This window comes from Novosphingobium sp. CF614 (assembly GCF_900113255.1).
Taxonomy (GTDB): Bacteria; Pseudomonadota; Alphaproteobacteria; order Sphingomonadales; family Sphingomonadaceae; genus Novosphingobium.
Map to the genome: position 1 here is coordinate 1 of NZ_FOOR01000025.1, position 13,318 is coordinate 13,318.

General features: G+C 63.0%; 13 protein-coding genes and 1 tRNA gene. 10 read left to right on the forward strand and 4 right to left on the reverse strand.

Features of this window, described 5'->3' with window-relative positions; all coding sequences use genetic code 11:
* The first annotated feature begins 432 nt into the window (after nt 1–432).
* Nucleotides 433–523: transfer RNA gene (locus BM052_RS17075), tRNA-Ser, on the forward strand.
* A 160-nt stretch (nt 524–683) separates the two neighbouring features.
* Nucleotides 684–989, forward strand: a complete 306-nt coding sequence (locus tag BM052_RS17080; RefSeq protein WP_091148839.1) for an Arm DNA-binding domain-containing protein — start codon at nt 684–686, stop codon at nt 987–989.
* Here the strand turns inward: BM052_RS17080 and BM052_RS17085 are convergent.
* Nucleotides 958–1,965 (reverse strand): LacI family DNA-binding transcriptional regulator, encoded by a 1,008-nt coding sequence (locus BM052_RS17085; protein WP_091148842.1) that lies wholly within the window; start codon nt 1,963–1,965, stop codon nt 958–960. The two genes, BM052_RS17080 and BM052_RS17085, sit on opposite strands and share 32 nt — an antisense overlap.
* Nucleotides 1,966–2,159: 194 nt before the next feature.
* On the opposite strand from BM052_RS17085, the gene BM052_RS17090 reads away from it, so the two are divergent.
* From BM052_RS17090 to BM052_RS17120, 7 genes are all read left to right on the forward strand, one after another.
* Complete coding sequence (locus tag BM052_RS17090) at nt 2,160–4,382, forward strand: TonB-dependent receptor (protein ID WP_177198532.1); 2,223 nt, start codon at nt 2,160–2,162, stop codon at nt 4,380–4,382.
* Nucleotides 4,383–4,461: 79 nt separating this feature from the next.
* Nucleotides 4,462–5,313 (forward strand): nuclear transport factor 2 family protein, encoded by an 852-nt coding sequence (locus BM052_RS17095; protein ID WP_177198533.1) that lies wholly within the window; start codon nt 4,462–4,464, stop codon nt 5,311–5,313.
* Between the two features lie 30 nt (nt 5,314–5,343).
* Nucleotides 5,344–5,775: an EF-hand domain-containing protein gene (locus BM052_RS17100; RefSeq protein ID WP_091148847.1), complete on the forward strand. Its 432-nt coding sequence runs from the start codon at nt 5,344–5,346 to the stop codon at nt 5,773–5,775.
* A gap of 40 nt (nt 5,776–5,815) precedes the next feature.
* The gene (locus tag BM052_RS17105) at nt 5,816–6,352 is read left to right on the forward strand and encodes a PepSY-associated TM helix domain-containing protein (RefSeq protein WP_091148849.1); all 537 of its coding nucleotides are present in this window, start codon (nt 5,816–5,818) and stop codon (nt 6,350–6,352) included.
* 103 nt (nt 6,353–6,455) lie between these two features.
* Nucleotides 6,456–7,352, forward strand: a complete 897-nt coding sequence (locus tag BM052_RS17110) for a nuclear transport factor 2 family protein (protein ID WP_177198534.1) — start codon at nt 6,456–6,458, stop codon at nt 7,350–7,352.
* A 147-nt stretch (nt 7,353–7,499) separates the two neighbouring features.
* Nucleotides 7,500–8,732, forward strand: coding sequence for an MFS transporter (locus BM052_RS17115; RefSeq protein ID WP_091148852.1), 1,233 nt, complete (start codon nt 7,500–7,502; stop codon nt 8,730–8,732).
* Nucleotides 8,725–9,438 (forward strand): SDR family NAD(P)-dependent oxidoreductase, encoded by a 714-nt coding sequence (locus tag BM052_RS17120; RefSeq protein WP_091148854.1) that lies wholly within the window; start codon nt 8,725–8,727, stop codon nt 9,436–9,438. The genes BM052_RS17115 and BM052_RS17120 overlap by 8 nt, the downstream gene beginning before the upstream one ends.
* Before the next feature lie 3 nt (nt 9,439–9,441).
* Here the strand turns inward: BM052_RS17120 and BM052_RS17125 are convergent, their stop codons facing one another.
* From BM052_RS17125 to BM052_RS17135, 3 genes are read right to left on the reverse strand one after another with little or no spacing between them, the layout of a single operon-like run.
* Nucleotides 9,442–10,191: an SDR family NAD(P)-dependent oxidoreductase gene (locus BM052_RS17125; protein WP_091148855.1), complete on the reverse strand. Its 750-nt coding sequence runs from the start codon at nt 10,189–10,191 to the stop codon at nt 9,442–9,444.
* On the reverse strand, nt 10,191–10,742 hold the full coding sequence (locus BM052_RS17130) for a cupin domain-containing protein (RefSeq protein WP_091148857.1): 552 nt from the start codon (nt 10,740–10,742) through the stop codon (nt 10,191–10,193). Before BM052_RS17130 ends, BM052_RS17125 begins: the two co-directional genes overlap by 1 nt.
* Nucleotides 10,739–11,683: a fumarylacetoacetate hydrolase family protein gene (locus tag BM052_RS17135; RefSeq protein WP_091148858.1), complete on the reverse strand. Its 945-nt coding sequence runs from the start codon at nt 11,681–11,683 to the stop codon at nt 10,739–10,741. Before BM052_RS17135 ends, BM052_RS17130 begins: the two co-directional genes overlap by 4 nt.
* Nucleotides 11,684–11,874: 191 nt before the next feature.
* On the opposite strand from BM052_RS17135, the gene hisD reads away from it, so the two are divergent.
* Entirely contained in the window at nt 11,875–13,206 is a 1,332-nt protein-coding gene (hisD, locus tag BM052_RS17140) for a histidinol dehydrogenase (RefSeq protein WP_091148860.1), read from the forward strand.
* Nucleotides 13,207–13,318 lie beyond the last annotated feature (112 nt).

Genomic DNA, 13,318 nt, shown 5'->3' on the forward strand with positions numbered 1-13,318 from the left:
CGGTTCCAAACCGTCAGGCCGCGTTAGCGACCTGAACCAGCCGCTTTGAGCGGCTCACATCGTAAAGCCCCCGGCTCTGCCGGGGGATACTTACTCGTGCCGCGGTCGGCCTGCGACCGACACCGCAGGGTGTAGTGCCGATCTTGAAGGCGTGCTCAAGCTCGATCCGGGCATAAGCGAGGCGCTTCGACGGTAAGAACGTTCAATACATTGCAACAGGCTCCGGACGATGGCGTCGTGGCGATTGCCGAGGGACCGGCCAGATTTTTTTGGGGGATGCGAGTGCAAGGGAACAGCGCGGCAGGTGCACCGACCAGGTCTTGGCGCGGCAGCACCTAGGCTGCGTCGACACTGCAAGCCGGACAACCACGATCACATAGCTTGCGCAACCCCGCGTCCCACGCTACGGGGCTGGCCCTTACCAGTGCACGCGGAGCGGTGGCCGAGTGGTCGAAGGCGCTCGCCTGGAAAGTGAGTATACGTCAAAAGCGTATCGAGGGTTCGAATCCCTCCCGCTCCGCCAACGACCCGTTTTCAGCGGTTCGCATCAGTCCACCGGACTTGAAAAATCCCTGAGTTTCCGACCTTTATCGCATTGGCTCGGCCACACCCGTTCACAAGCCTCCGTCATGAAACCGGCATCGGATAGGGTATCGAGTCGCGAAAATAGGGTATCGGATACCATGCTGAACGATGCACAGCTCCGTGCGGCGAAGCCCAAGGACAAGCCGTACAAGCTCTTTGACGCACACCAACTCTATCTCTTCGTCACGCCGAAGGGGACGAAGGTGTGGCGAATGAATTTCAAATATGACGGAAGGGAGAAGAGCTTGTCGTTCGGGGCTTACCCGCTCGTCAGCCTCGTGGCGGCTCGCGAGAAACGCGATGAGGCGCGGCGGCTCTTGGCCGATGGCGTCGATCCGTCGGTGGTTGTCCTCTTCCCAGGTTCCATGCCCTTCAGGGCACGTGAAAATCACTACTTTGTCTGATGATCAGTTTGCCCGGTATGCATTCCGTCCCGGTGTCGTCTGCCTGCCCCCCGATTTCGGCCATCAGGCGCGAAACACAGCGCTCGATCATCGCCGTTACCGGTTGCGCGTAGGAGGTGAGGGCGAACGAGGGCCAGCCGGCGATGCCTACGTTGTCAAACCCGGCAATGGCGATGTCGCGACCCGGCTGCACGCCGGCCTGCTGGCAGGCGCCGATGGCTGAAAACGCCATGTGGTCGTTGACGCAGAAGACGGCGGTTGGCGCGTCCGGCCTTGCCAGGAGTGCGTTCATGGCCTCGGCCGCACCTTCCACGGTGTAGTTTCCGTTGACGAGTGTCGGCATCGGCAGGCCAGCGCCCGACACAGCCCTGCAGAAACCTTCGGTACGGTCCTTGCTGGTGGAGCTGTCGGCGACCCCGGTTATTACCGCGATCCGCTTGTGTCCGCGCTCGATGAAGTGCCGGGCCACGGTTTCTCCGCCCAGTGTGTTGTCTGCACTCACACCCGGAATCTGGCTGCTCTTGTCGATGTTGTTGAACATGATCACCGGCATGGCCGCTTCGACGCATTCGTGGGCCACGCGCGCGGCGAAGGCGCCCGACGCAAGGATTACGCCATCCAGACTGAATCCCAGCAGCTCGTAGATCACCGGTTCAAGTTCGGCTTCGCCGCGCGTGATGAACAGCACGAGCCGATACCCCTCTATCGCAAGGGTGTCCGAGATGCGTTCGATCACTTCGGGATAGAATTGGTTGTCCAGATGCGTGACGGCCAAGCCGACCAGGCGCGAGCGATTGGTCTTTAGCGAGCGGGCAGCCTGGCTGGGCCGGTAACGCAATTCCCGGGCAGCATCGAAGATTCGCTGGCGCGCCTCATCCGACACACTGCCGCCCGTAAAGGCGCGGGAAACAGCCGATTTCGACACCCCTGCGAGGCGGGCGACATCAATGCCGGTAGGTTGTTTCAGGGTTGCCATAGGTCTGCCTCTCAACCTTCAACTAGTCTCGGAACGCGAAGGTCTATGTAGCCAAAAAAGCGATGGGATCGATCCCGTTCTTTCAATTCGACAGATCGTGGGATCGATTGCAACCTGGTTGTCACTAAAAAATTGGGAGGGATATCGCCATGTCTGGCAAGGACTCTTTGCGTTGCGCTGTGGGATCGATTGCAATGGTTACGGCGCTGGTTTCGGCACCGGCGCTTGCCCAGAGTTCAGCTGAAAGCAAGGGTACCAAGATCGAGGAAATCATCGTTACTGCACAAAAGCGTGTGCAGACGATCCAGGATACGCCGCTGTCGGTTTCGGCCGTTAGCGGCGATGAAATCCTGGAAAAGGGACAGGGCTCGCTCGACTCGGTCCTGAGGGACGTGCCGGGCGTGGAAATCCAGGGTCTGGCGCAGGGCGCACAGATATACATCCGTGGCGTGGGCTCCTCGATCGATCCCACCTTCGCCGATCCCTCGATCGCGACGATGGTGGACGGAGCCTACAACGGGCGCACGGAATCCGTGCAGAGTGGCTCCTACGATATCGCGCGCGTCGAAGTGCTGCGCGGCCCGCAGGGTACTCTGTACGGCCGCAACGCTTCGGGTGGCATCGTCAACGTGATCACCCGCGATCCGTCGCTGGTCGACGGTTTCGGCGGCTACTGGAACGTCCAGTTCGGCAATTACGATCATGTTCGTTTCGAAGCCGCCCTCAACGTGCCGGTAACGGATACCGTGGCCCTGCGCGTTGCCGGTTTCCGGGAGAACCGCGACGGTTATGTGGACGACGGGTCCTACGATTCGGACAACTGGGGCCTGCGCGGCAAGCTGCTGATCGAGCCGACCGACTGGCTGAGAGTGGTCCTCAAGGCCGATGTCTACCGCGCGCATGGCAAGGGCGCGAACACGGTTCCGGTGCCCGGTTCGGCGGGCAACCTCTTCTTCCCGCCGCCGTTCTTCGTCAGCAACTTCGATCCCTCGATCACCGATGGCCCGCCGTTCGTTGGTGGCTCGCCGATAATGCGCTTCCCCAACGGGTGGGAACAGACAACGCCCGGCGATGCGTGGTCCAACAATCCCGAGCACGTGCCCGGCTACATCAACCGCGAGGCGGAGACTTTCTCGGCCCAGGTCGATGCCGAACTTGGTCCTGCGACCCTGACCCTGCTGCCGAGCTACTCGCGTTCCAAGAACCAGCTCGTCAGCAGCTTCCTGTTCGGCTCGGTTCTGCCGTTCGCCGGGCCGGTCTACAATATCGACAACAGCAACTATTCCGACCAGACCACCGGGGCCAAGTATAAGTCGATCGAGGCGCGCCTAACCTCGAACGGCAAGGGGCCGCTGCAGTATGTGCTGGGCTTCTATTACCTGAAGACCGATCCGGGCGGTTATACGCTGGAGACGCCGGGCACGACCACCACTGGCGGTGCCTACACTTTGTCCAACCAGTTCAACCCCGGCTCCACGATCGCGGGTTTCGGGCAGGTCACCTATTCGTTGACCGACAAGCTTCGCGTGACCGGTGGTCTGCGTGTGAGCCAGGACAAGATCAGCCAGGGTTACGGCATCGCACTGGATGGCACGAGCGCCGGGTCCTATACCTATAGCCAGAAGCAATCGTCGAGGCAGTACAAGGCCGGCATCGAATACGATCTGGCACCGGATTCGTTGCTCTATGCCCACTATTCGACGGGCTTCAAGCAAGGCGGCATTTCGCCCACCTTCCCGCCGGTATCGTTCAAGCCCGAAACGCTAAAGGCCATCGAACTGGGCACCAAGAATAGCTTCCTGGATGACCGGGTCCAGCTCAACGCTGCGCTGTTCCACTATGACTACAAGAACTACCAGTTCAGCGTCTTCCAGGAACTGCCCATCGCTGATCGCGAGGAAACCGCCACGTTCAGCGTGATCAAGAACGCAGGGCCGACGAAGATCAAGGGGGCCGAGGCGTCCCTCGAGGTGGCTCCCTGGAGCGGCGCTCGCCTGACCGGTTCGGTCACCTATCTCGATGCCAAGTACGGCGAGGCGATCCTGCCCAACAATCCCTTCGTCAACCAGGGTGAGTTCAACCTCAAGGACAAGCAGATCCAGAACTCGCCCAAATGGGCAGGCAACGTTGGTTTCGAACAGGACTTCGGCGTCGGCGGGGGCGTGCTCACCATTGGCGCGCACAGCCACCTCACGACCGGTTACTACGTGACGCCGGAACAGTATCTGCCCGGGGCCTACCAGAAGGGCTTCACCCGCACCGACGCCAACATCCGCTACGAGTTCCACGGTATGTCGATCGGGCTTGTCGTTCGCAACATCGAGGACAAGGCGCAGACAACCTACGTCTTCCCCGCCTATCGCCGGTTCATAACGATGCCTCGCACCGTCATTCTTTCGCTTGGCTACAAGTATTGAGGGCGCGGTGATGGGCAGCCGGAACACGCCGATCAGATTCCACGCGCACGTTCCTTGTGCGCGTGGAAGGCGCAAAGTGGTGCACTCGCTAAGGGTAACCCTCCCATGTCTGGCACTGGCCCTTGCGGTCATTGCCGGAACAGCGAGCGCTGCCACGGTCGAGCTCGGCCAGTCCGAGCTCGACCACCTGCGCCGAGAGGCGCACACGGCGCGCGATGTGCAGGAAATCCAGAACCTGATGGCGCGCCGCGCCATGCTGCATTCGATTGGCCACAACGAGGAAGAACTTGAGCTGTGGTCGAAAAAGCGGGAAATCCGCTGGGCGCAGAATGCCGGTTGCTGGATCGGCGAGGACTACCGCAAGTATTACGTCGACATCAATTTCGCGATGCAGAAGGCGCAGTTGAAGGCGCTGGCAGCGGCCAACCCGGCCATTGCCGATGACTACGCCGCGAACCGCTACATCGGCCAGACGGTGCTGCACATCCTGTCCACCCCGCTGATCGAGGTGGCCGAGGACGGACAGAGCGCCAAGGGCTTCTGGTACACCCCGGGCGTGATCCTCTCCACCGCCGATGGCAAGGTGGGCGAAGGCGTCAACATGTGGGAGCGCTACGGTGTCGATTTCGTGCGCGAGGACGGCCATTGGCGTTTCCTGCACATCGAGGTGATCACTGACTTCGCTTATCCTTTCGGCGGCAAGTTGTCGGACCCGATGCCGGGCGCGCCAAGCGGCGATGCTTCCAATTCCGGAACCGAGGGCGCAGCGCCGGGACCTGGCGCCGAAGGTCTGGTCGTTCCCGGCCCCACGATCCGGCGCAAGCTGGGTGAAAGCTACACGCCCACCCGCGTGCCGCGCATGGAGCCGCGCCTGCCCGAGCCCTATAGCACCCTGGGTGAGACGTTCGAATACGCCGACTGCCGTCAGTGACGCGGATTGCTGAGAATTGGGAGAAGAGACATGAAGACTAGCAGCCTTGCAATCGTGGCCGCTGTGCTGGCGCTTGGTGCCTGCAGCGGCGAGCCGGTTCCGCAGGAAACGCAAACCGGCGTCGTCGACGCGAGCGAAGCGGCTGTCGCTCCCGAGGGCGGTCCGCCGATGGGGGGCGACACTTCCAAGAATCCCGACATGACCCAGTTGGCGGCCGAGGTGGATGCCGACGGCAACGGCGAATTGAGCCGTGCCGAATGGCAAGCGCAGGGGCTGCCCGAAAGCTCGTTCAACATGTTCGAGAAGGGCCGCGGGTTCGTGACGCTCCAGGACTACCAGGAAAACGCCGCGCCTCCGGGCATCGACATCAACGGCGATGGCACGCTGACCATCGAGGAGTTCAAGACCTTCGACAAGCAGATGTCCGCCCAGATGAAGGCCGGACCACCGCCGCAGCCCTGATCGCGCAGAGTCCCAGACCCGCAACTTTAGGAAGCTCGGCATGACCATGCGCCGCTGGCACCGTTGGCTTGCACTTCCGGCCGGGCTGTTCCTGGCGTTCGTTGCCCTGACCGGCACGTTGCTCCATCTCGACATGATGCGCCTTGGCCAGCACCCGCCCGGTTCCGATACCGGGCCGCTGCCGCCGGTGCAGCCCATCCCGGACGATGCGCAACTGGCCACGATGATCACCCGGCTGGCGGATGCCGCGCGCAGGGATCCGTCAGTGAAGGTGCAGAGCCTCCAGATCAATCTGGCAGGACCGGCCGTTACCCTTGTCGCCGGTGCCGGTGGGCCGCCGGGAAGCCCGCAGATCAAGCTTGTTGCCGCGTCCGGACGTCGGATCGTCGATCCGCCGCCGCCAGCGGATTTCCATTACATCCTGCAAGACCTGCATGCCGGGTATTTCTTTGGCTGGCCGGGACGGATTCTCAGTGTCCTGTGCGGCATCAGCCTGCTCGTGCTGGCCCTAACCGGTTTGCAGATGTGGTGGGACATGCGGCGTGGCCGCCGATCCAAGTCCCTGTTCTGGAAATAGACCCCACGGCACGTCCGATGCTTCGAGGACGTGCGATACGAACCAAGTGAGAGAAAGGATTACCATGAAGGCACTTCATTTCCTGGCCGCCTGCGCGGCTACCATGCTGGCCGGAACGGCAAGTGTGGCCCTGTCGGCCGATGCGCAGCCCCGCATGGACTTCGCGCCGCTTCAGTCGGACGAGTCCGTGGCGAAAGGCCGCAAGATGATCTCGCCCGGGCAGCGCGCGGCGGACACCATCGCCATCCAGAACCTGATGAGCCGCCACGAACACATGCACGCCGCGGGCCGCAATATCGAGGAAGTCGACAACTACTGGGTCAAGGCCGACGGCAAGTTCGCCGCGACCGCTACCTTCGGCAGTCCGGCCTGGGTCATGTACGGCCTCGATGTCATCCGCAACGCCTATGGCATGAAGAGCGGATCCGACGCGAAGGAAGCGCTCGCCAAGCTGGCAGCGATTGACCCTTCGGTAAAGAACGTGCCCGAAAACTACGGCGCAGGTGCCGAGTGGGTGATGCACACCTCGACGACCCCGGTGATCGAGATCGCCGGTGACGGCAAGACCGCGCAGGGCGCGTGGTACTCGCCCGGTACTGGCATCTTGCCGGTCTTTGAAGATGGCAAGATCCACCTTCAGGCCATGTTCTTCTGGGAAAAGTATGGCGGTGACTTCGTGAAGGAAGACGGCGTCTGGAAGATCTGGCACCTGCAGATGGCCTATGACTTCGTGCCCGGCCTGCCGGAATCGATGCTTGATCAGCTCAATGAACAGCTAGGCGAACTGGCGCTGGGCCACGCCCTGAAGCCGGTGGGCGGCGAGGCAGGCGAGCGCGCCGACTTTGCGTTTCCGCCGGGTTTCCGCAAGCCGCTTTACAGCTATCCGGCTTACACGCCGCAGCGCGCGTCGGTGATTTGGCCCAACCTGCCGCGCTCGTATTACACGTTTGCGGACACCTATACGAACTGCAACTGCGAGCAGGAACTGCCCGCATTCTGACGCGTGGGCGGACCTTGATCCCACCGATAGATGCCTTCCCGCATAATCGATTGGACACAAGGCCCGCGCACGACGGAAACCGCGTGCGAACTGCGCCCGATACGCAAGGAACGCACGGGGTTGCCCCCGGAGACCGAAAGGGAGAGAATGACACGCCACCACGAAGCCGGGTTCATGACCGGCATCTCGCTGCTGCTGCCGATTACGCTGACGACAATGGCGATCGTGCTGCTGACACCGATCATTCCCAACCTGATGGCCGAGTTCTCGGAAGTGCCCAACCACGAGTACTGGGTGCCGATGATCCTGACCTTCCCATCTTTGTGCGTGGCGCTGCTGTGCCCGTTCGCGGGGATTTTGGGTGACTACTTCGGGCGCCGGCGGCTGCTGATGTTCTCCTTCTTCCTTTATGCTGCGGTGGGCGTGGCGCCGATCTTCCTGACGGACCTTACGCATATCCTGATCTCGCGCATCGGGGTGGGTATTGCCGAGGCGCTGATCTACGTGCTCTCGACCACCATGATCGGCGACTATTACAAGGGCGCGAGTCGCGACAAGTGGCTGGCGGCGCAGACCGCCTTTGCATCCATGTCGGCGCTGCTGTTCTTCAATCTTGGCGGCATCATGGGCGAATCTGGCTGGCGCACGCCGTTCTGGGCTTATGTCTCGGCGCTGGTCATGTTCCTGCTGGTCTGGAAGTTCACGTGGGAGCCGGCTGGCGAAGCGCATCCCGACGATGAGGCCGATCACGCACCGCACAACCTGTCCTGGCAAGGGTTTCCCTGGGCCACGATGGCGATGATCGTCGCTATCACGATCTACGGTTCGATCTTTTTCTATACCGTGCAGATCCAGGCCCCCAGTGGCCTTGCCGAACTGGGCCTGACCAGCCCCGCAGAGCGCGGGTTCCTGACCTCGATCGCTTCGATCGGCGTGCCGCTCGGCACCTTCCTCTATTCGCGCGTTGGCCCCAAGTGGCCGGTCGGCAGGTTGCTGCTGGTGGAGTTCGGCCTGCTTGCCATCGGTTTCATGCTGATGGGCAAGGCCGGCTCGGTGACGGGCTTCCTGAGCGGCTGCTTCATCAACCAGGTTGGCGCAGGTCTGCTGCTGCCCACGCTGCTGGTGTGGTCTATGTCGATCCTCCAGTTCGAGTTTCGCGGTCGTGGCACGGGCTTCTGGCAATCGGCCTTCGCGTTTGGCCAATTTCTCTCGCCGGTGGTCGTCACCTTCTCGGCGCAGCGTACCGGTGGCCTGCTGGGTGCCTTCATGGTGCTTTCCATCGGTGCACTTGGCGGAGTGGCGATCGCGTTGATCGCGGCACGTTCGACCGGTAAGGGCACCTCCGAGCAGGAAGAGGCGGAGGTTCTCGTAAATGGCTGACAGGCTGAAAGGTCGCATCGCGGTCGTCACCGGTGCCTCCAATGGCATCGGTGAAGGCATCGCGCGCATCTTCCGCGAGGAGGGCGCCACCGTCGTGGGTGTCGACCTTGCCGGTGCGGACATGGCGTGCGACCTGACGGACGAGGCCGCCGTGCAGGCGCTGTTCGCCGAAATGGGCGAGCAGCACGGCAAGATCGATATCCTCGTCAACGCCGCGGCCTTCGCCGTCTTCGCGTGGATTGAGGAGATGAGTTACGCCGACTGGAAGCGCACGCTTGCCGGTGAACTCGACATCGTTTTTCTGCCTTGCCGCGCGGCTTGGCCCTGGCTCAAGGCGAGCGGATCGGCCAGCGTCATCAACTTTGCCTCGGCCAACGCGCATCACGCGCTGGATGGTTCGCCCGCACTGGCGCACTGCGCTGGCAAGGGCGGGGTCATGGCGATGACCCGCCAGCTGGCCATGGAGGGCGCGCCGCACAACATTCGTGCCAACGCCATCGCGCCCGGTTTCATCAAGACTGCTGCGACCGCGCGCCACCTTGCCGCCGATCCGGCATTCGAGCAGCAAGTGCTGGCCAAGAACATGATCAAACGACTAGGCGAGCCGGAAGACATCGCCTGGTGCGCGACTTGGCTGGCCAGCGGCGAATCGCGCTACGTTACGGGCGCGGACATCTCCGTCGATGCAGGTGCCACGGCCTGGTAGGCCTCAACTGCCGTCGGTGATCAGCGTCCCGCCGTCGACAACGAGGTTTTGTCCCGTCATGAAGGCCCCCGCGGGGGAAGCGAGGAATACCGCAGCCCCCGCGATCTCCTCGGGGCGACCGGGGCGGCGCAGCGGGGTCATTGCCATGCGCCGCGCCATGAAGGCCTCGTCGGCCAGCAGCGGGCCGGAAAGCTCTGTTGCAATGAAGCCGGGCGAGATGGCGTTGACGCGCACGTTCCTGGCCCCCCACTCGACGGCAAGGTTGCGCGCAAGTTGGGCGACGCCCGCCTTTGAGAGCGCGTAGGCGTTGATCCGCCCGTTGCCGCGCAGGCCTGAAAGGCTGGACATGAGGATCGCGCTGCCGCCGCCGCGTGCCGCGATGTGGGGCAGCGCGAGGTTGCACAAAGCGACCTGGCTGGTGAGATTGATCGCCATGACCTTCGCAAAGTCGGCCATGTCGACTTCGGCAAAAGGTCCCGCCCTGCCGGTAATTCCTGCGTTGCAGACCAGCACGTCAATTCCGCCGAATTCGGCCAGCGCTCGCTCGACAAGTGCGGCAAGAGCGGTGTTGTCGGTCACGTCGCAGGCTTGGCCGGGCATGCCCAGCTCGTCGGCGACGCGTGCGATGTCTTCGGCACTTTCGCTAGAGACGAGCACGCGCGCGCCCTGCGCGATGAGGCCCTCGGCAACGGCGCGACCGATGCCCCGGGTTGAGCCGGTAACGATCGCGCACTTGCCGGAAAGATCGAACATCAGTGGCCGGCAGCGGCGTCGTTGTACCGGCTGTCTACCTGTTCGGGCTTGGCTTCGTCGAGCGGTTTGCCATCGTGCAGGTACGCCGGAGCCTCGATCAGGATGAAGGCGATGCGGCAGACCTCGTCGGTGGTGTTGCGCCACAAGTGGTTGGTGCCGCGCTGGACGATGATGCCGCCTTCGCGGATCGTCTTCTTGACGCCATCTTCCAGTTCCAGCTCGATTTCGCCCTTCAGCACGATGCCATAGTCGATCGAGTTGGTGCGGTGCATCGGGCTCTGGGCATTGGGCAGCATGTCGACGATGCGGATGACCGATCCGCCTTCCAGCGTGACGCCGGTCGCCAGATCGCGCCCGTCGGTATCGTCGTTGTTGTCGGCCGGGACCCTCCTGGTCGCCCAGATCGTCAGCATCGCGGCATCGCCCGAAGGCACCGTCTTCGGCGGCGATACATCTTCGGAACGGAAGCGCGCGCGCCCGTTTTCGTCGTGGCAAGTGACGACGCGCTGGACGCCCGGCAGGCCGGAATCGGAGAGGACTTCCTCGGTCATGGCTCTACTACCTTCTGCTCGAGCACGCCGAAGGGCGCGCGGCCATCGGCGAAATGCGCTTCCATGCGCACGACATCGCCATACTTCATGAATTCGGTCTTGGCGGCGCCGGTATCGACCACTTCGATGCCGCGGCGCTCTGCGATGCAGGACGAGCCGACCTCGCGGTAGTTCTCGTTCGACACCGTGCCCGAGCCGATCACGGTACCGGCGACGAGGTTGCGGGTCCGGGCGGCGTGAGCGACCAGTTCGTGGAATCCGTAAGCCATCGCTTCGCCATCGGCATCGCCGAACTGCTCGCCGTTCCAGTGGACGCGCAGGTTCAGGGCCGGGCGGCATTCGCGCCAGGCATCGCCCAGTTCATCGGGGGTAATGGCAAAGGGTGCCATGCCACACGGCGGTTTGGCCTGGATCCAGCCGAATCCGGATTTCATTTCCGGGCCGGCCAGCTTGCGCAGTGACCAGTCGTTTATCTGCACGATCAGGCGAATGTGCTTGCCCGCTTCGCTGGCAGGCGTTCCCATCGGAACCGCATCCGTGATGATCCCGAATTCGCCTTCGAAGTCGATGAAAAGATCCTCGTCAGCCATCGGAACGTCGGCTCGGGGCGCGTGGAAGGTGTCGGACACGCCCTGGTACATCGGCGGCCAGTCGGGCTTGTAGGGTTCGATACCCAGCGCCTTGTCCATGAGCGCACCATGGCTGGGGTAGACCGAACCGTCGAGCCACTGCCAGGCGCGCGGCAAGGGCGCAAGCACCAGCGTTTCGTCCAGTTCCAGGTCGAACGCGTCGATCGCGCGCAGGTCGGGTTCGATGGCCGTCCAGTTTTCGAGCGCTTCCTGCATCGTCTTGACCGGAGCGGCGGCACAGGACTTTCCATCAGGGGCGACAACCACAAGGCGGCCGTCACGAGTCCCGTCATCGAGGGTTGCCAATCGCATCGCTGTTTCGTCTCCCGGTTTGTCTTGCGAACTATAGTATATGGCGCGGTTTCGGCTAGCGAACGGCAGATGGCGCAACAACGGCATAGGATCGATAGCGACCCATCGATAACATGCGATGGTGAGTGGGCCGGTGCCGGGGCTAGGGGCAGCCGGGAAGCAGTCCACGAGATTTCCGGGAGACATCGAACATGGCCCAGTGGCTGAAGCGCGGTGCAACGGCACAAGCGAAGGCGGATGCAGATCGCAAGGTTCGCGATATCGTCGAAGCGGCCCTAGCCGACATCGAGGCGCGCGGCGACGCTGCCGTGCGCGAGATGAGCATCAATTTCGACAAGTGGGACCGCGACGACTATCGCCTGACCCAGGCCGAGATCGACGCCTGCGTCGACAGCCTCTCCGCCCAGGAGCGCAAGGACATCGAGTTCGCGCAGACCCAGGTGCGCAACTTTGCCCAGATCCAGCGCGATTCGATGAAGGACGTCGAAGTCGAAACGCTGCCGGGTGTCGTGCTCGGTCACAAGAACATCCCGCTCAACTCCGCTGGCTGCTACGTGCCGGGCGGCAAGTACCCGCTGCTTGCCGGTGCGCACATGTCGGTGATCACCGCCAAGGTGGCCGGCGTGAAGCGCGTCGTTACCTGCGCCCCGCCGTTCCAGGGCCAGCCGGCACGCGCAATCGTCGCCGCGCAGGCGCTTGCGGGTGCCGATGCGATCTATGCGCTGGGCGGCATCCAGGCGGTCGGCGCGATGGCGCTGGGCACGGCCTCGATCGATCCGGTCGACATCATCGTCGGTCCGGGCAATGCCTTCGTCGCCGAAGCCAAACGCCAGCTCTATGGCCGTGTCGGCATCGACCTGTTCGCCGGTCCGACCGAGACCCTGGTGATCACCGACGAGATCGGCTGTGATCCCGAGATCGCCGCAACAGACATCCTCGGCCAGGTCGAGCACGGCCCGGACAGCCCGGGCGTACTCCTCACCAACTCGGAAAAGTTCGCCCGCGAAACCATGGCTGAGATCGAGCGCCTGCTGCAGATCCTGCCCACCGCCGACCATGCCCGCCAGGCGTGGGAGACGTTCGGCGAGGTGATCGTGGCCGAGAGCTATGAGGAAATGGTCGCCGTCGCCGACGAGATCGCCTCCGAGCACGTGCAGGTGATGACCGCCGATCCGAACTACTTCCTGGACAACATGACCAACTATGGCGCGCTGTTCCTGGGCAGCCGCACCAACGTTGCTTATGGCGACAAGGTGATCGGCACCAACCACACGCTGCCTACCAAGAAGGCGGCGCGCTACACCGGTGGCCTGTGGGTCGGCAAGTTCCTCAAGACCTGCACCTACCAGCGTGTGAAAACCGACGAGGCTTCGGCGCTGATCGGTGAATATTGCAGCCGTCTGTGTGCGCTGGAAGGCTTCGCAGGCCACGGCGAACAGGCCAACATCCGCGTGCGCCGCTTCGGTGGCCGTAACGTCCCTTATGCCGGGCAGGCCGAGCCTACCCCTGAAACGGCAGCTTGATCGATAGGCTTCACTCCCCCGCCCTTGGGCGCGGGTGAGTGCCAGGAGCGGGGGAGGTTCCCATCCTCTCTCTCCAACGCCGGGTTTTTTCCCGCTCCTGACCCCAATACCG

Bases quoted from the DNA above. Each gene is read 5' to 3' on its own strand.
- BM052_RS17135 (WP_091148858.1), bottom strand. From the start codon at position 11,683: ATGCGATTGGCAACCCTCGATGACGGGACTCGTGACGGCCGCCTTGTG.
- BM052_RS17130 (WP_091148857.1), bottom strand. From the start codon at position 10,742: ATGACCGAGGAAGTCCTCTCCGATTCCGGCCTGCCGGGCGTCCAGCGC.
- BM052_RS17115 (WP_091148852.1), top strand. From the start codon at position 7,500: ATGACACGCCACCACGAAGCCGGGTTCATGACCGGCATCTCGCTGCTG.
- BM052_RS17125 (WP_091148855.1), bottom strand. From the start codon at position 10,191: ATGTTCGATCTTTCCGGCAAGTGCGCGATCGTTACCGGCTCAACCCGG.
- BM052_RS17090 (WP_177198532.1), top strand. From the start codon at position 2,160: ATGGTTACGGCGCTGGTTTCGGCACCGGCGCTTGCCCAGAGTTCAGCT.
- BM052_RS17110 (WP_177198534.1), top strand. From the start codon at position 6,456: ATGCTGGCCGGAACGGCAAGTGTGGCCCTGTCGGCCGATGCGCAGCCC.
- BM052_RS17120 (WP_091148854.1), top strand. From the start codon at position 8,725: ATGGCTGACAGGCTGAAAGGTCGCATCGCGGTCGTCACCGGTGCCTCC.
- hisD (WP_091148860.1), top strand. From the start codon at position 11,875: ATGGCCCAGTGGCTGAAGCGCGGTGCAACGGCACAAGCGAAGGCGGAT.
- BM052_RS17105 (WP_091148849.1), top strand. From the start codon at position 5,816: ATGACCATGCGCCGCTGGCACCGTTGGCTTGCACTTCCGGCCGGGCTG.
- BM052_RS17085 (WP_091148842.1), bottom strand. From the start codon at position 1,965: ATGGCAACCCTGAAACAACCTACCGGCATTGATGTCGCCCGCCTCGCA.
- BM052_RS17080 (WP_091148839.1), top strand. From the start codon at position 684: ATGCTGAACGATGCACAGCTCCGTGCGGCGAAGCCCAAGGACAAGCCG.
- BM052_RS17100 (WP_091148847.1), top strand. From the start codon at position 5,344: ATGAAGACTAGCAGCCTTGCAATCGTGGCCGCTGTGCTGGCGCTTGGT.